General features: G+C 42.2%; 17 protein-coding genes. 7 read left to right on the plus strand and 10 right to left on the minus strand.

Going from position 1 to position 21,137, the window contains the following annotated elements; translation table 11 throughout:
• Window positions 1-651 precede the first annotated feature (651 nt).
• The 4 genes from C6Y03_RS04220 to C6Y03_RS04235 form a co-directional block, all read right to left on the minus strand.
• Window positions 652-1,413 carry an ABC transporter ATP-binding protein gene (locus tag C6Y03_RS04220; RefSeq protein ID WP_106030711.1) on the minus strand — a complete coding sequence of 254 codons (762 nt, stop codon included), beginning with the start codon at window positions 1,411-1,413 and terminating at the stop codon, window positions 652-654.
• Window positions 1,414-1,426: 13 nt separating this feature from the next.
• On the minus strand, window positions 1,427-3,754 hold the full coding sequence (locus C6Y03_RS04225) for an FtsX-like permease family protein (RefSeq protein WP_106038886.1): 2,328 nt from the start codon (window positions 3,752-3,754) through the stop codon (window positions 1,427-1,429).
• Complete coding sequence (locus tag C6Y03_RS04230; protein ID WP_106038887.1) at window positions 3,751-5,004, minus strand: MFS transporter; 1,254 nt, start codon at window positions 5,002-5,004, stop codon at window positions 3,751-3,753. Before C6Y03_RS04230 ends, C6Y03_RS04225 begins: the two co-directional genes overlap by 4 nt.
• A gap of 69 nt (window positions 5,005-5,073) precedes the next feature.
• Window positions 5,074-5,724 carry a TetR/AcrR family transcriptional regulator gene (locus tag C6Y03_RS04235; protein WP_106039018.1) on the minus strand — a complete coding sequence of 217 codons (651 nt, stop codon included), beginning with the start codon at window positions 5,722-5,724 and terminating at the stop codon, window positions 5,074-5,076.
• Between the two features lie 161 nt (window positions 5,725-5,885).
• On the opposite strand from C6Y03_RS04235, the gene C6Y03_RS04240 reads away from it, so the two are divergent.
• From C6Y03_RS04240 to C6Y03_RS04270, 7 genes are all read left to right on the plus strand, one after another.
• Window positions 5,886-6,998: a CdaR family transcriptional regulator gene (locus C6Y03_RS04240; protein ID WP_106038888.1), complete on the plus strand. Its 1,113-nt coding sequence runs from the start codon at window positions 5,886-5,888 to the stop codon at window positions 6,996-6,998.
• A 118-nt stretch (window positions 6,999-7,116) separates the two neighbouring features.
• On the plus strand, window positions 7,117-8,388 hold the full coding sequence (locus C6Y03_RS04245) for a GntP family permease (RefSeq protein ID WP_106038889.1): 1,272 nt from the start codon (window positions 7,117-7,119) through the stop codon (window positions 8,386-8,388).
• Window positions 8,389-8,419: 31 nt separating this feature from the next.
• Window positions 8,420-9,559 (plus strand): glycerate kinase, encoded by a 1,140-nt coding sequence (locus tag C6Y03_RS04250; protein WP_106038890.1) that lies wholly within the window; start codon window positions 8,420-8,422, stop codon window positions 9,557-9,559.
• Between the two features lie 93 nt (window positions 9,560-9,652).
• Window positions 9,653-9,991, plus strand: coding sequence for a zinc ribbon domain-containing protein YjdM (locus C6Y03_RS04255; protein ID WP_106038891.1), 339 nt, complete (start codon window positions 9,653-9,655; stop codon window positions 9,989-9,991).
• 327 nt (window positions 9,992-10,318) lie between these two features.
• Window positions 10,319-11,248 carry an ABC transporter ATP-binding protein gene (locus C6Y03_RS04260; protein ID WP_106038892.1) on the plus strand — a complete coding sequence of 310 codons (930 nt, stop codon included), beginning with the start codon at window positions 10,319-10,321 and terminating at the stop codon, window positions 11,246-11,248.
• The gene (locus tag C6Y03_RS04265; RefSeq protein WP_034660531.1) at window positions 11,245-12,198 is read left to right on the plus strand and encodes an ABC transporter permease; all 954 of its coding nucleotides are present in this window, start codon (window positions 11,245-11,247) and stop codon (window positions 12,196-12,198) included. Before C6Y03_RS04260 ends, C6Y03_RS04265 begins: the two co-directional genes overlap by 4 nt.
• A gap of 30 nt (window positions 12,199-12,228) precedes the next feature.
• On the plus strand, window positions 12,229-12,657 hold the full coding sequence (locus C6Y03_RS04270; protein ID WP_106038893.1) for a DUF4064 domain-containing protein: 429 nt from the start codon (window positions 12,229-12,231) through the stop codon (window positions 12,655-12,657).
• A 46-nt stretch (window positions 12,658-12,703) separates the two neighbouring features.
• On the opposite strand, the gene C6Y03_RS04275 is transcribed toward C6Y03_RS04270, so the two are convergent.
• From C6Y03_RS04275 to ganS, 6 genes are all read right to left on the minus strand, one after another.
• On the minus strand, window positions 12,704-14,032 hold the full coding sequence (locus C6Y03_RS04275) for a CitMHS family transporter (protein ID WP_106038894.1): 1,329 nt from the start codon (window positions 14,030-14,032) through the stop codon (window positions 12,704-12,706).
• 297 nt (window positions 14,033-14,329) lie between these two features.
• Window positions 14,330-16,396: a beta-galactosidase gene (locus C6Y03_RS04280; protein ID WP_106038895.1), complete on the minus strand. Its 2,067-nt coding sequence runs from the start codon at window positions 16,394-16,396 to the stop codon at window positions 14,330-14,332.
• Window positions 16,397-16,419: 23 nt separating this feature from the next.
• The gene (locus C6Y03_RS04285; RefSeq protein WP_106038896.1) at window positions 16,420-17,628 is read right to left on the minus strand and encodes a glycoside hydrolase family 53 protein; all 1,209 of its coding nucleotides are present in this window, start codon (window positions 17,626-17,628) and stop codon (window positions 16,420-16,422) included.
• An 11-nt stretch (window positions 17,629-17,639) separates the two neighbouring features.
• Window positions 17,640-18,482: a sugar ABC transporter permease gene (locus C6Y03_RS04290; RefSeq protein ID WP_012011808.1), complete on the minus strand. Its 843-nt coding sequence runs from the start codon at window positions 18,480-18,482 to the stop codon at window positions 17,640-17,642.
• A 1-nt stretch (window position 18,483) separates the two neighbouring features.
• Window positions 18,484-19,722, minus strand: coding sequence for a carbohydrate ABC transporter permease (locus tag C6Y03_RS04295; RefSeq protein WP_003214698.1), 1,239 nt, complete (start codon window positions 19,720-19,722; stop codon window positions 18,484-18,486).
• Between the two features lie 138 nt (window positions 19,723-19,860).
• On the minus strand, window positions 19,861-21,126 hold the full coding sequence (ganS, locus tag C6Y03_RS04300) for a galactooligosaccharide ABC transporter substrate-binding protein GanS (protein ID WP_106038897.1): 1,266 nt from the start codon (window positions 21,124-21,126) through the stop codon (window positions 19,861-19,863).
• Window positions 21,127-21,137 lie beyond the last annotated feature (11 nt).

A 21,137-nucleotide genomic window follows, 5' to 3' on the forward strand; every position in this document is an offset into this window, starting at 1 on the left:
ACCTCTTTAAGATCCTTTCACCTGTTTCACTAAAAAACGATATCACAATTTTTGGAAGAATATAATCATTTCTGCGAGGTGATTGCCAAGAGGTAATAAAAAGGACCTAAGGTCATGTGATGTACGAAATTGTAATGGTGATTGAATGTTTTTACAAATGATTAAAATCTTTTTTTAGTCGTCTAAAAAAGGGGTATATACATTGGGTTTTATGATTATGTTCGAAAATATCACTGGTATATTACAAATAAAGTTATTTTATGTAATAGATTGGTGAGTTGGAAGGTCGATCTGTTAAAGAAAATCAGTTATGATGATGCTAGATCAAATTTGGAATAGAAACTGATAGAAGCAGACAAAAGTAAATGCCAATCACAAACACTAGTCTATTAGAAAGGACGTTGATATGAAAAAAAGATTTCAAATCTTAAACTGGCAAATCACAGTGATCATGACGACGCTGTTACTCGTTTTAGTGACTCTGTATATGTCAAAGAGATACTTTTATAGCAAAGAAATAGAGTTACTGACAGAATCTTGTCAACAAGTAGGCGGCAAAATCATATTAGAAACAAATCGTTTTTCGATGGATTATTCGTTTGAGTGCCAGAAAAAGTAGAACAGGCAGCTTTCTGCCTGTTTTTACTCCAATTACAAACCTAAATTTTGCAGCCATTGATTTAATCTAAATTCTCGATTCTCGGCAGTTGAGTCATCATATCTCCCTAAATGTAAGCTGGCTGTTATTTCTCCGTCATTCATAAACATGATTCTTTCAGAACGAAGAGCAACCTTTGGGTCATGTGTGACAAGCAGTAGTGTTGCTCCTTCAGAATGGATTTTCGAAAATATATTCATCACTTCCTTCGTTGCATTAGAGTTAAGAGCACCTGTTGGTTCATCAGCGAAAAGAATGTCTGGTTCATTCATAAGCGCTCGACAGATAGAGGCTCTCTGAAGCTGACCTCCTGATACTTCTGACAAATATCGATCTGCTAAATGATCAATATCAAGTTTTTCCATTAAATATTTAGCTCGTTCATTCATTTCTTTTCTCGGCTTTTTCTTTGTTAAGTAAGCGGCAGCAATGATGTTGTCAAATAGATTAAGATTTTTTAGTAAGTGGCTGTGTTGAAAGACAAATCCCATATCTGTTAAGCGCAGAGCAGTTAACTGTTTGTCTGTCATTTCTGATAGTAATCGGCCTTTATATTTGATCTCACCTGTTGAGGCTGTTTCTATCCCGCTAAGTTGATAAAGCAAGGAAGTTTTCCCGCATCCGGAAGGTCCCATAATGGTCACAAATTCCCCAGGCTTTATCGATAAATGGATATCTTTAAGAATGATTTGTTTCTGTCCTTTTAAAGAATCGATTTGCAAAGACAATCGCTTTGTTTCAATCAAGTGTTCCATGTGAAACATCTCCTTATGAAAGTGTATGACGTGTAGTTTGATTAGTAAAAAACGTCTTCAATAACGAAGAGGTTAAAGCTAAGCTGACAATCAACAGTGTGATTGGGTACACAACTGACACCCATTGTGGTGCCAGCCACTGCAGGCTTGATGCCCCTAGGGAGGCTCCACCTACACTCATCAAAGCTGGTCCAATCGTATGGACAGCGATCGTACCAATAAAGGCGCCCAAAGAGATAACGACGATAAAACTTGTGATATATTGTGCTGTTACATCTTTTTTAGAAAATCCAATCATTCTTAACATGTGGTTTCGACTTGAATCTTTCGTTTTTAACATGTGCAGAAACATGAATAGCATCAAACTGGCGGTTCCAAAAGCAGCTAATGTAGACAAAAATGCAACGATTTTTACTAAAGAGGCTGTGCTGCCGATTGTTTGATGAACGTATTCTTTCATATCTGTCACTTTTGCAGGAGATATCCCTTTTTCAAATACTGTCTTTTTCTCCGCAATTTCTACTCCTTGTTTTAGTTGGATTTGAATGGTTTTCCAAAGGGCTGATTGGGAAAATGGCTGTGATATTGCTTTGGCTGTTTTGCCGCCGTTGGTGACATCCTGATAAATGCCAGTCACTGTTTTTTGAATTTCATGCCCGTTTGTTACGAGAGTGATTTTTTCTCCTACCTTTTTCTGGAGTGAATCTGAACTTAGTACTGATAAGGCAATTTCTTTATTCTTTAAAGGCTGTCGCCCTTGTAAATAGGTGAGAGGAAATGCTGAGAGATCACCTGTTTCTAAATAGAGTGTTTCTAATGTATTCTCCTTTGATTTTGCCTGAAGAGAAGTTGTTTCATATATGGCTGATGTATGAATATCCCGATCTTCACGAATCATTGATTCTATTTCATTTGTATTTTCCTCTAGATGATTTCCTTGTCGTATATCAATTCGAAGGTCACTTTGACCAGAGCCAAGATATGTGATGAAATCCGGTGATTGTAAGGTGTGCCATAGCTGAATAGGCAGCAGCATCAAAAATGTACAAAGCGCGATAATACAAGTAATCGTTGTGTACAACTTCTTTCGTGATAACAGATCTTTTAAACCAAGCCAAATATTGACCGGTATGAACCTGTTTTTCTTGAGATGTAGGGGTATTAGTTTTATATCATTCGTTGAAATGGCGGCGCCTTGAAGTGCTTGAGCAGCTGATACTTGACCAAACTTTCTTAGGACAGTATAGCTGCAAGAAATGACGATCATTGCCATTACAATAGAAACACAAAGCGGGATGAACCAAGAAGTAAAAGAAGGCTGATTCCCCATGTAGCGCTGAATATTGGTCGTAAACAAATCACCAAATAAAAGCGTTAACCCATATCCTGCTATACACCCTACACAAGCAAGCACGGCATACTTTCCAACGTATAATTGCTTGATTCTTGTTAAAGGAATCCCAAGCACCTTCAGTATTCCAATTTCACGTTCGTCCTCTTCTATAGAAGCTGTCATAGCAAGATGGAGAGAGAGAAGGGCTATACCGATAAGTAGCATGCAAACAAGCAGGAGAATGGCAATCACCATTCCATCTGTCAATGCATTCAGCATACGGAGCAAAGGTAATGTGACAGCTGGACCTTGCTGTGGAAGCTGTGATGACTGGTAGATTGCTTGAAAGGCATCTGCCTGAGCGGCATCATGCAGTAAAAATTCAATTAAATATTCCTTTTTATGAAACACTTGATTCATTGCGTCCCAATCCTTGTGATGAAGAAGGAATCTTTTCGAACTAACAAGACTGGGGTTCATTTGTGCATCTCGCAAGAACGCTTTGATGCGGAAAGAGAATTGATTAGACCCTTTCCCAATCAGTAACGTTTCTCCTATCTTGAGATGATACTTTTGTTGAAAATAGATAGGGACAGCCACTTCACCTTTATTGACAGTGAGCTTTTCATTTTGTTCATTTAAAAGAAAATCAAAATGACGATTTTGTTTCACAAATAAATGATCCATCACACCTGCTTTGGCGGGTTCATGTCCGAACTTGATGTTTGCATGTTCAATTGGAATCATTGGGACGATTTGATGTGCTTTTACCATGGACTGCTTGTTTGAAAATGCTTCAATGTCTTTTTCATTTAGGCTGCCGTCATGCATTTGGACAAAATCTGGTGCCTTGGCTGAATGGAGCAGATTAGAAATGGAACCATTCAGCTGTACTGTCATTTGAGCGGCGTTTGTTGCGAGAAATGATGTCAACATAATACAAATGGTTAAACCGATGGAAATGAGACGGTGGCGGGTTAAGTCTTTCTTTATAAACGTCAGTCTCATGAGGCTGATTCTCCTTCATGTTGAAGCATATTTTTTGTTAAGTAGGCAAGGGCAAACATGAAAGTGCTGACTATTAGCACCGTCACATACATGTTGGCTGAAAACGTATTGAACAAGAATCCATACATCATTTGACCAAGCGGGGCAGCACATTGAGAAACCATTGTCAGGTTTGCCATCACTTTTCCTAATTGACTATTTGGCGTTTTCTTTTGAACATGTGAAATTACAACGATTGAGATCATTGTAAGCAGCATAGCAATTGGAAGACATCCTGCTAGAAAGAGAAAATAAGCTGGATAAGTGCCAAATTGAAGAGCTGTGTTGGATGTTGAGAATGCGACAGGTAGCAAGATGATCGCGATGACGATCAGCCAGCGATATAAAGTAGGTATCTGCCAATGCTTTGCTACAAGTCCAACTAGCAGAGCCCCTGCGATCACAGCGAACTCAATCAAGCCCATGCCTATTCCATACATGATGTCACTGCTTTTCATTGTGACCCTTAAAATGATTGGACCACCCACGATAAAAAATGGCGTGAGGATGAAATTTAACATTGCAGCAAGCAGCATGGCTCTTTTTAAAAATGGCTGACTGCCAATATAGGAAAATCCCTGTTTCATATCTATTATGAGCACTTTGCCCATAGTTTCCGTTAGCGGGCTAGGTGAGAAGGATATGTTTAACCGTAAAAGCATGCATGCTGATAGAAAAAACACGATAGCACTGGCACCTATGATGGATTGACTTCCAATCAGTCCGTACAGAACCCCGCCGATAATAGGAGCGAGAACACCTGAAAGTGCCTGCACGCCATTGACGATTCCGTTTGCTTGTTCTAATTGTTCCTGTTTTACTAACTGTGGAATGCAGGACATCACAGCAGGAGCATAGAACGTACTCATCACACCAAGAAGCACCATGACCGCTCCGATCATATAGAGTGAATCATTTCCTGAGAATAACCAAAAATAAAAAGCCAGAATCATGATGCCGGTGAGAACATCAAATAAAATCATCAAGTTCCTTCTGTTAAACCGGTCAGCGATTGCTCCTGCTAAGGGAGAAAGAAGGAGTGGGACATTGGATAAAGCGAATAGTAAGGCATATAAGTCAACACGCTGCGTCATATCCAGTACGTGTAAAGATAGAACAAACCGAATTAAGGAAGAACCAAAAACGGAAATAATTTGTCCGAGAACGAGGTACATAAAGTGGGATGAACCTCTTTTGGATAACAAAGACATGAGTATCACTCTCCTTTTAGACCGACCGTCAGTCTATAACGTATGCAGGATTGGTATTGAAGTGACCAATCACTGATTCTTTTCATCCAGCTCTCCAGTTAATCGCTTTAGAAGAAAGCAGAAGCTTCCCTTTTCTGCATGTAATGAGGATTCGAGGATATCGATAAAAGCTAAAGCGCGTCGTATACTTTCTTCGGCTGTCCATTGAAAAAGGCCCTCATCAAATATGACCTGTGCAGAAGCAAGAAGGAATTCAACCGTTTCTTGCGGGAACTTTGTTTTGAATGTTCCTTCTTCCACCCCATGCTGAATGACGTCTGCCAATACGGGTGATAGTTCTTTAATCGCTTTGATTAAGCTTTTTTGGTGCATCTCTGCATTAGAAGGCTGATGGAATTGTTCAATCATCCCCTGTTTATTGCTTCCTTGCTGAGGCGATTGTGCCATGATGATACGAAATAGTTTGTCGACGACTGGAAGGTCTGGCTCAGCCGCAATACGCTTTGCCACGATGATATCTGCTTTGATGATCCTGTCAATAATGGCATCCATCACTTCTTCTTTGGATGAAAAGTAATAATAAAAAGTGCCTTTTGCAATGCCAACAGCTTTCAGAATGTCGATAATCGTTGTTTGCTGATAGCCTTTGGTAGAAAAAAGCTCTTCGGCTGCGTTTAAGATGTCATTTTTACGTTCTTCAGGATGTTTAACGGTTCTCATAAAGCCATCCTTTCTTTTGACTAGACTGTCGGTCGATCCTTTGATTTGATTAAACACTTTTCAATGTCCCTTTGTCAATGCCTCATTTTTGAACACTTTGCATTTATTGTGCAATGACACTATGATACATTGAATGAAAACAGCCTCAGGAGAGATGCCTCATGCAATTTTTAACTGCTGAATTGGCGCAAGAAATGGTTGAACGTACGATGCGTATTTTAGATAAAAACATTAATGTGATGAATGCAGATGGTGTCATAATTGGTTCTGGTGAACGAAACAGGATTGGTCAGAAACATGATGGTGCACGACTTGTGCTGACAAGCGGGAACAGTATGGAAATTGACCATGAGGCGTCCTTACGCTTAGAAGGAGTGAGACCTGGAATCAATTTGCCTATTTGCTTTCGTGAACAAGTAGTTGGTGTGATTGGAATTACTGGTGAGCCAGAGGACATTCGGCATCATGCCGAGCTGGTGAAAATGGCAGCTGAGCTTGTGTTAGAGCAGTCTTTTCTGCTTGAACGAATTCAGTGGCGGCAAAGAATAGAGAGTGAAATTGTCAATCAGTTAATTTCTGATTCGGACGTTGGTGATCATCAGCTAAAGAACCGAGCTGCATGGCTGGGAATGGATTTAGATAAGCGCCGAATGGTCATCGTTTTTCAGCCAGTTCCATCCTCGGAAGACGCTGTGCATAAAATGATACATGCGATTCAATACGATAAGAATGCGGATGATTTGCTTGGCATGACCTTTCGTCATGAATTGGTTCTTTTAAGGCAGCCGATCCCTGATCATCGTTTAAAGCATGTGGCAGGGCAGCTGCAAAGAACAATGGAAAAAGCAGTAGGAGGTCAGGTGCTAGTGGGGATAGGGACTGTCGCCGACGACATAAGCCGACTGCCATTGTCTTTTGAGCACGCAAGAGATGCCTTGAGGTTGGGGAAAACTCTTGATCCCGAGGAGAGTATTTATTTTTTTAAATCTTATCAGTTGGAAAGGCTATTCCTCACTGCAGGAGCTGTTGAAGAGGAGATTAGATGGACTGACTTTTACAAGCCATTAACACAGGAAGCGGAGCTCGCCCAAACTTTAAGGATTTACATTGAAGAGGGCGGTGATTTACAAAGAATTGTTGATCGTTTATTTATTCACCGGAATACTTTGCGATATCGTTTAGATAAAATTCAAGCATTGACCGGAAAAAATCCCCGTCATGTGAAACAGTTGATGGAGCTTTATATGGCGCAGTTGATGAGTCAACTATCTTGATTGTGCATATGCACAATGGAATGAAGGGATAAATTAAAAAAATTCATCTAGATTCACAACCCGATCCCCACTAGTAAACGCTTACAATTGGAGAAAGACATTTTGGGGGAGATCGAGGATGAGTGGAGATGTGACAGTAAGTACACTGGGAGCCGTGACGGCGCTTGTGATAGCGATTGTTCTTATTCTAAAAAAAGTATCACCTGCATATGGCATGCTGGCAGGTGCCTTCATAGGCGGCTTGGTAGGCGGTGTAGATATTGTTCAGACCGTCAACGTCATGATGGAAGGCGCTAAGGATATGATTCCGGCTGTCCTCAGAATTATGGCGGCAGGTGTACTAGCTGGCGTTTTGATTGAGTCGGGTGCAGCTTTAACTATCGCCGAGGCTATCGTGAAAAAGCTTGGAGAGGCGAGGGCGTTATTAGCACTCGCACTGGCAACCATGATTTTAACAACAGTGGGCGTTTTTGTAGATGTAGCTGTTATCACGGTAGCGCCCATTGCACTTGCCATTGCCAAACGGGCAAAGCTGTCGAAAACGGGGATTCTACTTGCCATGATTGGAGGCGGGAAGGCAGGGAATATCATGTCACCGAATCCGAATGCCATTGCCGCTTCTGATGCTTTTGGTGTACCGCTTACTTCAATGATGGCTGCGGGTGTCATCCCGGCTGTGTTTGGATTGGCTGTTACATATGTGTTAGCCAAAAAGCTTGCAAAAAAAGGGACACCTGTTCTTGAAGAGGAAACTGCGCAAAGCAAAGTTCAAGTGCCAGCTTTTTTTCAAGCACTTGCGGGTCCGCTTGTCACCATTTTATTGTTGGCTTTAAGACCGCTTTTTCAAATCAATATAGACCCAATGATCGCCTTACCGATCGGAGGCATTGTAGGCGCTCTTTTCATGAAAAAAGGGAAGTTTCTCAATGATTATGCGATATCGGGGCTTCATAAAATGTCGGGTGTAGCAATTATGTTATTAGGGACAGGCACACTAGCAGGAATTGTATCGAATTCTTCCTTAAAAGATGTGTTTATTCAAGCACTCGATGCATCGGGATTACCTCCGTATTTACTTGCACCAGCTTCGGGGATATTTATGTCAGCCGCCACCGCTTCGACAACAGCAGGAACGGCGGTAGCGAGTGGCGTATTTAGCGGTACATTAATTGGCCTTGGCGTATCTGCTCTTTCAGGAGCAGCCATGATTCATGCTGGGGCAACAGTGCTAGATCATATGCCGCACGGGAGCTTTTTCCATGCCACAGCAGGAAGTGTTCAAATGGACATCAAAGAGCGGTTGAAACTCATGCCTTTTGAATCGTTAATTGGTTTGACATTAACCGTCGTATCGACCATTATATTCGGCGTTTTCCAGTTGTTTGGCTGATGACATTTGATAAGAAACGAGGGGCTTTAGGATGAAAATTGTGATTGCACCAGATTCATTTAAAGAAAGTTTATCTGCATATGAGACAGCATGTGCCATTGAACGAGGATTTCATGCGATTTTGCCAAACGCTGAATATATCAAACTTCCAATGGCAGATGGAGGAGAGGGAACTGTTCAATCGCTAGTTGATGCGACGGGCGGGCACATTGTCAATCAAGTGGTCACAGGCCCGCTTGGGGAGCCTGTTGATGCCTTTTTTGGCATGTTAGGGGACGGTCAGACTGCCGTCATAGAGATGGCCGCAGCCTCTGGGTTACACCTTGTTCCGCAAGAAAAACGCAATCCCTTATTCACGACATCGAGAGGAACAGGGGAATTAATGCTTGCGGCACTGGATCAAGGAGCGAAGCATGTCATCATTGGGCTTGGCGGAAGTGCAACAAATGATGGCGGCGTTGGGATGATGCAAGGATTAGGTGCGGCTTTTCTTGATAATGCAGGACAGGATCTGTCGCCAGGCGGTGGAGCCCTTCATCAATTAGCTTCTATTGATCTATCTGGACTTGACCCAAGACTGCAATCCGTTCGGCTGGAGGCAGCTTGTGATGTGGACAATCCTTTAACGGGTGAAAGAGGAGCATCTGCTGTATTTGGTCCTCAAAAGGGTGCTGATAAAGAAACGGTTCAAGTGTTAGATAAAAACTTAGCTCATTTTGCACAAGTAGCAGAAAAACAGTTCAATGTATTTTTTGAAGGTGTAGCAGGGGCAGGAGCGGCAGGAGGACTTGGTGCGAGTTTATTAGGCTTTTTACACGCCGATTTGCAAAGAGGAATTGATATTGTGCTGAAGGCAGTTCATTTTGATGATGTCATCAAGGAGGCAGACCTTGTCATTACTGGGGAAGGCCGGATTGACCAGCAGACCATTTATGGAAAAACGCCAATTGGTGTAGCCAAAGCAGCAAAGCAGTATCACCTGCCTGTGATTGGTATTGCGGGCTCCCTCTCAAAAGACAGTGCAGTTGTACATGAGCATGGAATTGATGCACTTTTTAGTATCGTTCCAGGTGTAACTTCTCTTTCTGAGGCGATGAGAGATGGGGCTCTTCATGTAGAGAGAACCGCTCGGAATATTGCGGCTGCTATATCAATTGGAAGAAATAAGTAAACGTTGAAAAATGTTTCCTTTTCTATCACATTCCTTTCTATAGAAATGTGGTAAAATTGTATGAAATAAAATAGAAAGTTGGAGGAAACACAAATGTCTAATCTACCGAATTGTCCTTCATGCAGTTCACCTTATACTTACGAGGATGGCAGTCTGCTGGTTTGTCCTGAATGTGCGCATGAATGGTCACTTGAACAAGAACAAGCGGCAGAGGACCAGCTTGTTGTCAAAGATGCGAATGGAAATCTGTTAAGAGACGGGGATACGGTCTCTGTCATCAAAGATTTAAAAGTAAAAGGTTCTTCTTCCGTTTTAAAAATAGGGACGAAGGTCAAAGGCATTCGTTTAGTTGAAGGCGATCATAACATTGATTGTAAAATTCCTAGCTTTGGCGCAATGAAGTTAAAATCAGAGTTTGTGAAAAAGGTATAATAACGAAAGGAGGCTGTCAGTAAGAGGCCTCTTTTTATTTCTTTATTTATAGGTGAAAGGAATAATCTTAAACAGAATTCCATACATATATACCTGTTGAAAAAGGTTCATTTTTTAAAAAAATCAAGCCTCTTTTCACATAAAAAATTGCTGTTTTCTTAACCCTACCTTAAAAAAGGCAGATGATTCGCTAAATTTTGCCTAATCCCCTTCACAACTTTTGGGCATTGCTGTACCATATGGAAGTGTTCTTCTATTTTTAACGGATCATGGTGTTTATCAGGAAATAGATGATAGATAATACTTAGACAAAGAAGGAGAGGTAACGTGACGAACGTTTTAGAACTGCATAATGTATCTAGGCATATTCACGGGAAAAAGATCGTTCAAGACTTGAGCTTTTCTGTCCAAGCAGGCGAAGTCTTTGGCTTCTTAGGACCAAACGGTGCAGGGAAAACAACAACCATTCGTATGATGGTCGGTCTTTCTCCTATTACATCTGGCGACATTCTGATTAATGGTCATAGTATTCAATCCTCATATCAGCATGCCATCCAAGATGTTGGTGCCATTATTGAAAACCCAGAAATGTATAATCACTTAACAGCCAGACAAAATCTTGTTCACTTTGCCAGAATGAATGGGAAAGTGGATGAAGGGCGAATTGATGAGCTGCTAGAGCTGGTCAGCTTACAGCACGTGAAACATAAGCGTGTCCGTACGTTTTCATTAGGAATGAAGCAGCGTTTAGGCATTGCGCAAGCACTCATACATAGACCGAAACTGCTTATATTAGATGAGCCGACCAATGGACTTGATCCAGAGGGAATTCGCATGATACGAGATTACTTGAGAAGGCTTGCAAAGGAAGAAGGGCTAGCTGTCATTGTTTCAAGTCACCTCATGTCAGAAATGGAATTGATGTGTGATCGTTTTGCGATTATCCAAAAAGGAAAGCTGATTGCGATTGAGGATCAGCGTACAGAGACGAATCAAGACGAATTGGTCAATTATCGAATGAAGGTCGCATCCGGTGAGCTGGAAGAAGCGCAGAAGCTCATTGGTGTATTTGAGGAAGGTACGACTGTAAAAGAAGAGGAGCAGTATTTATTCTTCTCCTTGCCAGAAGAGAAAATGCCGGAATTGATTCGTCATTTGAGTGACGCGTCCATTCATTTGTACGAAATCAAAATAGAAAAACAAACCTTAGAAGATAAGTTCTTAAGCTTAACAGGTAAAAAGGAGGCAGACGTATGATTCGCCTCATTCAAAACGAGTGGATGAAGATCAGTTATCGTGTTGGAACTTGGATTATGGTTGGACTTCTTGTTTTAGGTATGATTGCCACACTGATCTTTGCACTTAAAACAAATGACGAAGATCAATCATCCGGAGCTTGGAAAGACCAACTAGAAATGATGAATACTGAGAACAAGAAGGAACTCAAAGAAACAGAAAATGGTTTCTTTAAAAGAAGCCTTGAAAAAGAGATCGCTATTAATGATTATCGAATCAAGCATAACTTACCGCCAGCTAATCAGTTTAGTGACAGTGTATGGGATTATGTGAAAACAAACGCCAATTTACTTCAGCTTGTAGGTGTGTTTGTGATCATTATTGCTTCCACCATTGTCTCGGCTGAATACAAGCATGGTACAATTAAATTATTATTGATTCGCCCACCATCAAGGCTAAAGATCCTAATATCTAAATATATTACGGTGCAGCTATATGCTCTTTTACTTGTTGTGGTACTGTTTATCTTGTCATTTATATTGGGTGCCATTTTCTTCGGCCTCAACACTGATTATGTGAATTTGGTCTATCAAAATGGTGAAGTGATTGAACGTTCGCAGTTTGCAAATATGGTCTTTTATTATCTTGCTCATTGTGCAATGTTTGTCGTACTGGGAACACTTTCGTTCGCCATTTCTACAGTATTTAGAAGTGAAGCTATCTCCATCGCTATTAGTGTGTTAGCTTATATTGTGGGTGGATCAATTACAGGTATTTTAATGCTCTTCTTTGATTGGGCAAAATATTTGTTATTTGCAAATGATCCATCTCAATATTTTATGGAAGAGGTTACTCTTATCGAAGGTATGTCTCTAGGATTCTCATTAACAGTCCTAGTCATCTATTGGGCTATTTTCTTGGCCATTGCCCTGATTGTCTTCCAAAAGCGAGAAGTGAAAACAGGCAGTTAATGTTAATTTAACTTTTTAGGAGGTTTACACATGATTAGACGTAAAGGTGAAAAAATTATGGGGATTATTAGTATTGTCCTCAATGCCATTGGTGTTGGATTTGGAGCATTAATTCTCTCCTTAGGTCCATCATTTTATGATGAAATCAATGAAGTGTTACAAGAGGAAGGAGAAACATTGCCGATTGAAACGCTTCAAGCTTCTGTCAATGCATTTGGTACGCAGTTCATGGTCGTTTCCGCAATTGCGGCTGTGCTATCGATTGTCGGTGTGATTTTCTTGAAAACAGACCGCCGTGCCGTGCTTTCAGGTATTCTTTTCTTGGTGTCTGCTGTGACTCTTTTAATTGGAACAGTCGGTCTTGCATTTGCTCCAATGGTTCTATTGTTTATCATTGGATTGATGTCTCTTATTAGAAAGCCGAAAACAGACATTCACACGAGTGAATATCCTTCATAAATACAAAGAAAAAGACATGCGTCGTTGTACGCATGTCTTTCTTTTTTTAAATGATACCGATCAGCAACGCCACGAACAGAAGGATAATACTGAATCCCCACATCCAAAAGAAGGAGTAGCGGATATGTTTCCCCATATCGACTCCCGCAAGACCTATCGCAAGCCAAACGGCTGGAGCGAGTGGACTGACAAAGGTTCCGATGATGTTTCCAATCATCATGGCATACGCAGCGGAAGTGCCCGACACGCCAACCTCAGATGTAATCGATTCGACAATTGGAAGTAGAGCATAATAATAGGCGTCTGTGCTTGTCAGCATATCCAGCGGTACCCCAAACATCCCAACAATGATATGTAAAAATGGAAGCAGGAAAGCAGGTAGAATCTGAATGCTGTCCACAGCAATGGCTTTTAGCATGCCCGTTCCTTCGAGAATTCCTAAAAATGAACCTGCGGAGAAAATAACGGCAGCCATCATGAGTGCACTAGGTGCATGCGCCTTGATTCTCTCCATTTGTACATCCACTTTCGGATAGTTAATTAATAGTGCGAGAGAAAGACCAATCATAAACATATAACTAGCCGGAATCACGTTGAGCACAAGAAGGACAACTACGGCTATAAACAGAATGAAATTCACCCACATCAAGTGATAACGTTTTAAAGCGGCGTCACCTGTCTCGCTAATGGATTGAATAGCCCGGTCCCAATCTGCGCCTTCTAATTGAACAGCAGCGATTTCATTTGCGGCGATTTTGACCCGAATGCGTTTTTCTTCTCTTTTTCCTAAAATAAATGCCATTCCTAATACGAGAACGACCCCAATGAGCTGAATGGGAATGAGCGGCACCCAAAGTTCAGATGGGTCCATATTAAGGACACTCGCTGCCCGTCCTGTGGGGCCAGCCCACGGCACCATATTCGTTAAGCCGGCACTTGTTCCGATCAATAACAGCAATAAGTACGGACTCATATGTAATTTTTTATAAAGTGGAAGCAGTGCAGGTACAGTTAATAAAAATGTAGTCGCTCCTGCTCCGTCTAAATGAGCGATGACTCCTATTAGAGCTGTTCCCATCGCAACCGTGACAACATTTCCCTTTGTCAGTTTAATCAGTGTTTTTATTACAGGTTCAAAGAACCCTGTATCTTGTAAAATACCAAAAAATAAAATGGCGAAGATGAACATGGTCGCCACTGGCAGTACTTTGATAATCCCCTCTTCAAAGAAAGATTGAATGTCATTGATTCCAAATCCTGCGATGAATGCCCCGATTAAAGGCACCATGACCATGGCAACAATTGGACTTGCTTTCCCCCAAATCAGCAATACAACAATCGTTAAAATAATCAATAATCCAACAAACGTTAACATAAGTCCCTCCCCCTACAATAAACCATTTACATTTTCTTGCTCTTTTTATGACAATGCAGTCCCATATCTGCATTGAAAAAAAGGGTATCAAAAATATGAGTATTAGGCAACCGCTTTCATACCTATACAATGGTAAAAAAGGATGGTTAATCCATTCACGGCGCGGTATCAAACATGTCAAAAAATTTAGATAAAATATAACGATTCAAGGGGATTTCTACAAGCGAGTATATTTATATAGGTATTTAGAATCATTAAAATAAAAGAAGCGTTCAATGAATGAACGCTTCTTTCAAATTATTTTTTCAAGATGACGTACTCGTAAGGGTCAAGCTGAAGCTGGTCTGGCACCTGCTCTTCAGTCAGCATATTTTCATAGCTTTCCGCTGAATCTAGTGATATGTTCTGCAGCTCTTCTGTAAAATTCATCATAAATACATAGTCCTGCGACCCATCTGTTCGTTTTTGTACACTAACTCCCTCTGGAATCACAGATGATAGGACGGGCTGTATACCCATTCCTGCGATGAGATCCTCGTAAAACTCATCATAAAAAATCTGCTCATTTTCGGAAGCCATATAGTATGCTTTTCCATCTCCAAAAGGATGGACAGTCAGGGCTGGCTGTCCTTCATAGCAGCCATTCTCAAAATGCCCTAACACAGAAGCCGTTTCAGGATGAATGGATTCGCAATATTGCCCGACATGGTAGGTGCGTCCATTCCCTGTGGTTATTAACACATGTTCATCTGGCATCAATGTGTTGATTTCCTCAGCCCATATGCCAAGTACATGACGGAGAGGGCCGGGGAAACCACCGAGGAAACATAGGTCATTTTCGTCGACCATGCCGCTCCAATATGTCGCGATAAAAATACCGCCCTTTTTGACAAAGGCTTCGATTTTTTCTGCGACGCCTGGTTTGATCATGTAGAGCATTGGAGCAACCAGCACACGATAGGATGAGAAATCCTTCTCCATGCCGACAATGTCAACAGGGATGCCTTTTTTCCAAAAGCTTCGATAGTGAGTTTGACAAGCCTCTACATAGCGTTTGTTTGTATTATTTAAGCCTTGCGCATCATCAATGGCCCAGTGGTTTTCCCAATCGTATATGATGGCGACTTCTGGTTGTACGGACGTGCCCGCAATGGGTTGCAGCTGCTCCAATTGTTTTCCTAGATCAGCGACTTCTTGAAACACGCGCGTATGTTCATGTCCAGAATGATCGACTACGGCGCCATGGAATTTCTCGGAGGCACCTCGGCCTTGGCGCCACTGGAAGTAAAGCACGGAGTCTGATCCGTGGGCAATCGCCTGTATGGCAGAAAGGTGTGCCATTCCTTTGTGTTTGACCTTATTCACTTCATGCCAGTTCACAAGGCTCGGTGTACTCTCCATAACGAGAAATGGCTGACCGTCCTTTAATGAACGATATAAATCGTGAACGAAGGCGACGTTTGACGCTAATTCGGAGGTTGTTTCCCTGCCGCTATGCCATGCTGGATAGCTATCCCATGAAATCACGTCGACCTCTTTTGCAAATTGATGATAATCCAGCCCAAGGAATGGGCGCATATGCGGGTAGTCGCCCATAAAGTTGGTGGTCACTGGGATATGAGGCGTTAATTCCCGCAGCGGTTCAATTTCATTTTGATAAAAATTGATCGTTTGCGCTGTGACAAAGCGCTTCCAGTCTAGGTTCATCCCGTGAATCATGTGCTCCCCGTGCGGTGCAGGTGATTCGATTTGTGACCAGTCACTATACGTGTGGCTCCAAAAACCCGTCCACCATGCTTGATTCAAAACTTCAAGGTCATGATTGTATTTGTCTTTCAAATAGTCCCGAAATGCTTCCTGGCAAAGATCACAATGACATTCGCCGCCGTACTCATTCGAAATGTGCCACATAATCAGTGCTGGATGATCCTTGTAGCGTTCAGCCAGCAGCCGGTTGAGTGTATTCGTTTTTTCTCGATAAACCGGTGAGGTGAAGCAATGATTATGGCGCAGTCCATGTAAATTACGCTGACGGTTCGCTTCGACGCGCAATACCTCTGGATATGCTTGTGACAGCCAAGCAGGTCTTGCCCCGCTTGGCGTTGCGAGAATGGCGTGAGCCCCCTGAGCTGCCAAGCGGTCCATGATGTCATCCAGCCATGCAAAATCATACTGCCCTTCTTTTGGCTCTAGCTTACTCCATGCGAAAATGTTGATGGAGAATGTTTGACAGTGTGCAAGCTTCATTAATCGAAAATCTTTGTCAATGATCTCCGGCATATGGAGCCATTGATCTGGATTATAATCGCCACCATGCAAAAAGCCTTTCACATTTGGGTGAAGGAGTGGGTAACGCTTTCCCATTTTGTCACGTCCTATCCTTTTAATTACGGTGTCATTTGTTTAAATACATCAAGAGAAGGCAGTGCTTTTCCGTTGAAATCAAACATCGCTTGATTTTCCCAAGCATTTCCGACTGTACCGGTTGTTTGGATATAAGCCAGCCCGTATTGACTAGACCACGGAGCGCCTTTCGCTGGAATCCAAAGCGGCTCCCAATAAAAGAACCCTTTTCCGCGATTGTTTTTTACTTGTGAAATTTTCTCTGATAGATCTCGTATAAAAGATGCCTGACCTTGAGGTGAAGCCGGGTAGCCGGCTGTTTTGACAGAGTCTTGATTAAATGAATTCTCTAGGTTGTCGCCATTTGCTGTCGTAAACCCATAGGCGGTTTCCACAACAATCACGTCTTTGTGATAGCGGGCACTAATATCATTCATATTAGACGTCAGACCATTAAATCCACCGTCCCAATACGGGTAATAAGATAGACCGATCGTATCGAATGAGACGGCTCGTTTTGTGATTTCATCAAACCACCAGCGGGACGCACCATTGTCCCCTCCGTGTGCAAGGTGAAGCATGATTTTGATGTTAGAATCGACAGAGCGGACAGCATTTGTGCCAGCCTTTAGCAAAGCGGCGAGCCGGTCAAATTCCCCGCCGCCTTCACCCCAGCTCTTTCCATTTGGCCACAGCATGCCTGAGTTCAGTTCATTCCCAACCTGAACCATGTTCGGAAGGGCATTTTGTGCTCTCATCGCTTTGAGTACATCCCCTGTGTAAGTGCCGACCGCTTTTACTAAATCGTTTTGTGAAAGAGATGCCCACACTTTCGGTTTGAACTGTTTACCAGGATCAGTCCAGAAATCACTGTAGTGAAAATCAAGCAGCACTTTCATATTTTGTGCTTTTGCACGTTTCGATAGAGCGATGGCTGTGTTTAAATCATTTGTCCCGCCGTTATAGGCACGGCCTTGGTTGTCGTATGGATTGTTCCACAGTCTAATGCGCACATAGTTGACGCCTTTTTCCTTTAATAGCTTGAGCGGGTCCACCTGTTTTCCGTTCTGGTCGAAGTATCTGCCGCCGCTTCTCTCTACTTCTGCAAGCATAGAGATATCGGCTCCTTTGATGAAATCACCTTGCAGTCCATTGATCGGCTGAACAGAAATCGTATCGGCTTTTGCTTCAGGCAAAATACCTAACCCCATAAAAAAGAAAACGACAACCGTGACGAGCATCCACTTTTTCATCAAATCTCCCCTTATCCTTTTGTCCCGCCTTGTGTGAGGCCGGATACAAATTGTTTTTGTAAAACAAGAAACAATAAAGCGACTGGAATCGCAATGAGTAAAGCCCCGGCTGCAAAGGTCGTGTAGCTGGCCCCCATTTTGTCTGACACAAGATTGTACAGACCGATCGGGAGCGTATACATTTCGGGTGAGCGGACAATGACACTGGAGATGATGAAATCACCCAGTGGTCCTGTAAAAGAGTTGATGGCAACAACCGCCAAAATCGGCTTAGCAAGCGGCATAATAATTTGGATGAAAATCCGGAAATGCCCTGCGCCGTCCATTCTGGCTGATTCATCGAGATCCTTCGGAATCGCATCAAGATAGCCTTTCATTAAATACGTATTCATCGGAATTTGCCCGCCTGCATAAATCAAAATCAGTGCAAGGTGGCTGTTAATCAGTCCAAGCATTTGAGCCAAAACAAAAATCGCAATCAGCGCTGAAAATTGCGGAATCATTTGCAGCAGCAAAAAGAGCATCAGCCCATTTTTCCGTCCTTTGAAACGGAATCTGGAAAAGGCATAGCCTGTAAAACTGACAAGAATTAACGTTAAGAGCATAGTCGCAATACTGATCTTCATGGAATTCCAATACCATTTTGCATAAAGTGCCCCCTGACCGAAAAAGAGCTCGGTAAAGTGGCTGAACGTTGGATTCTTCGGAAACATACTTGTACTCATGAGGCTGTTTCCAGGATTAAAGGAAGCACCGATTGTCCAAAGCAGTGGATATAGAATACAAATGGAGGCAATGAAAAGGATAAAATAAGTAATGCTCAGGCGAATGAGCTTGTTTTGTTTTGATCCCATATCACATCATGTCCTCCTCTTTGAATGAATTCGTTCTCTTAAACTGCCAGAGTGCAATGGCGATGACAAAGATTGAAAGTAAAATCGTGACAGCCGCAGCGAGTGCATATTGAGAGGACTGCATCGTAAGTTTATAAATCCAAGAAACCAAGATGTCCGTTCCTCCAGCGGTTGACCCCGCAACAGGCGGTCCCCCGCCATTAAATAAGTAGATAATATTAAAGTTGTTAAAGTTAAACGTATATTGTGTGATAAGGATGGGTGCAATGGAATAGAGAACAAGCGGTAACGTGATGGACCGGAATTTCTGAAAAAAATTGGCTCCATCGATGGTCGCAGCCTCATATAAATCCTCGGGAATCGCCTGCAAAACGCCTGTTGTCATAATGAAAACAAAAGGAAATCCAAGCCAAGTCTGCATCGCAATAAGGGCAATTTTGCTCCAAAATGGATCTGTCAGCCATGGTTTTGGATCAATCCCTATCGATGCAAAAAGTGTATTGTTAATGGCACCAAAGGTATCATTGAACAGTCCAGCAAACACCAAAATGGTCACAAAGCCCGGAACAGCCCAAGGGAGAATCAAAATGGTTCTAAAAAACCGTTTTCCCTTTAAATCCTTCTGATTGAGCAGAACCGCTAAAAAGATGCCGAGGGCACATTGAAGGGTCGACGCAGCCAAAGTCCATACGACGGTCCAGCCAAGTACATCAATGAAGGTGTCTCTCCAAATATCAATGGAAAAGATATTTTGAAAGTTCTTGATTCCTACCCAGTCGATCAGATTGGCAGGAGGCGAGTGGTATAAATCATAGTTCGTAAAGGCAAGCGCAAAGCTGAACATAATAGGAAAGACAACAGAAAATAGAAGTAAAAAGAAAGCAGGAGTGCTCATTAAGTAAGGGAAGCCTTGATCGATGAGCTGATGATATTGAGCACGGATGGAATGAAGTGGTACCCCTTGATCCCGTTTCTTTCCATTCATAAAAGCATCACGCATCATGAGTACATAAAAGCCGATACCAAAACCAGCTGTTAACAGCGCAATAATCCCCTTTGCTAAAAGAAAAACAGAGTTGTCACGAGGCAGCATCGTCCCCAGTGTGAACAGTCCCCAAAAGCCAATATTGAATAAATCATAAAATACAATCAAAAAAGAGACGCCAAACAGGAAAAAGAGTGCCCCTTTGCCGTATTGTTTGTTGTATATCTGCCCCATCCCGGGTATAAAGGAGAACATTAGCGCCCGTCTCCGGTGTGTCTTTGATTCCACTGTGTGTGTGCGGTCTAGTTCAAGGTTACCCGTCACGTCTAACACCTACTTCATATGAAATTAGATCAACTACGGGCAGCTTGATAGACTACCCGCATTTGATGGTTATTTGGAGTGATTTGCTTTAATTTGAGAGTCGATTTGATTGACCGCATCATCAAATGCCTTTTTCACATCTGTACGACCAGTTGCAATGAGACCTAATGCACTATCAATCGGCTTCCACACTTCTGCCATTTCAGGATTGTTCGGTGTCAGCGTGGCATATTTCGTTTGTTTTGAAACAGCATCCGCATTAGCGTTTTCCGTAATGATTGGATCTTTCATCAGTTTTTTCACTGGTGGAATTTCCTCTGTCAATTCAAAGCGCTTCTTCGAATTTTTTTCGTTCGTGATAAACTCAACAAATTTCTCAGCAAGTTCTTTATTTTTAGAATAAGAGGAGACGTTGTAGCTCTTTACACCTAAGAAGGAGCTCATATGTTTTCCGTTAGGGAGTGTTGGCAGCTCGGCCACGCCATAGTCAATACCCGCCTCTTTATATGGACCAAATGACCATGGACCAGAAATGACAGCTGCCGCCTTTTTCTCTGTGAATAAGGAGTTGAGGACATTGATTCCTTGTTCACCAATGATGCCTTTCGGGAAAAGCCCTTCGCTAAAGAATTTTTGAATGTATTCTCCGCCTTGGATGGCGCCATCGTTGTTCAGACCAATATCATTGACATCATAAGAGCCGTCGCTTTTCTGCTTGAAAATATAGCCCCCTGATCCGCCTAACACACTTTGTGCATAGTAAATTTCATCCCATTTTGCAACAAAACCGTATTTCCCGTCTTTTGTCAGTTTTTTCGAAAGATCATACCAGCCATCAAGTGTCGTTGGTGCCTTTTTGACAAGATCTTTGTTATAGAAAAGCACCGTCGTTTCAACGGATTTAGGAAGGCCATACAGCTTGCCGTTTACCGTTTGTGATTGAATCGATTCGTCTGTGAAGGAGTCAATCACTTTTTGATCTGGTTTGATTTCCTGTAATAGCCCCTCAGTGACAGCTGATCCAATTTGATCGTGAGGCATCGTGATGACGTCTGGACCTGTCCCGGCTGCACCATCTAGACGGAGAGCTTCAACTTGGTCGGCATAAGCTTTTTCGACCACTTTGATTTTCACATCATGTTGTTTTTCGAATTCTTTTACAGCGTCTTGAAGCCCATCAGACTTTTTGACATCCTCCCACACTAGCAAGGTCTTTGTACCTGTAGATGCCGGCTGTGTACCGCTTGAATTGTCATCTCCCGGTCCGCAAGCTGAAAGCAGAAGCACAGCAGTACCAACGACTGCTAATAATGTCGCCCATTTTCCCTTTTCCATTGGTAATCCCC

The sequence above is a fragment of the Bacillus sp. LNXM65 genome, assembly GCF_002998575.1.
Lineage (GTDB): Bacteria > Bacillota > Bacilli > Bacillales > Bacillaceae > Bacillus.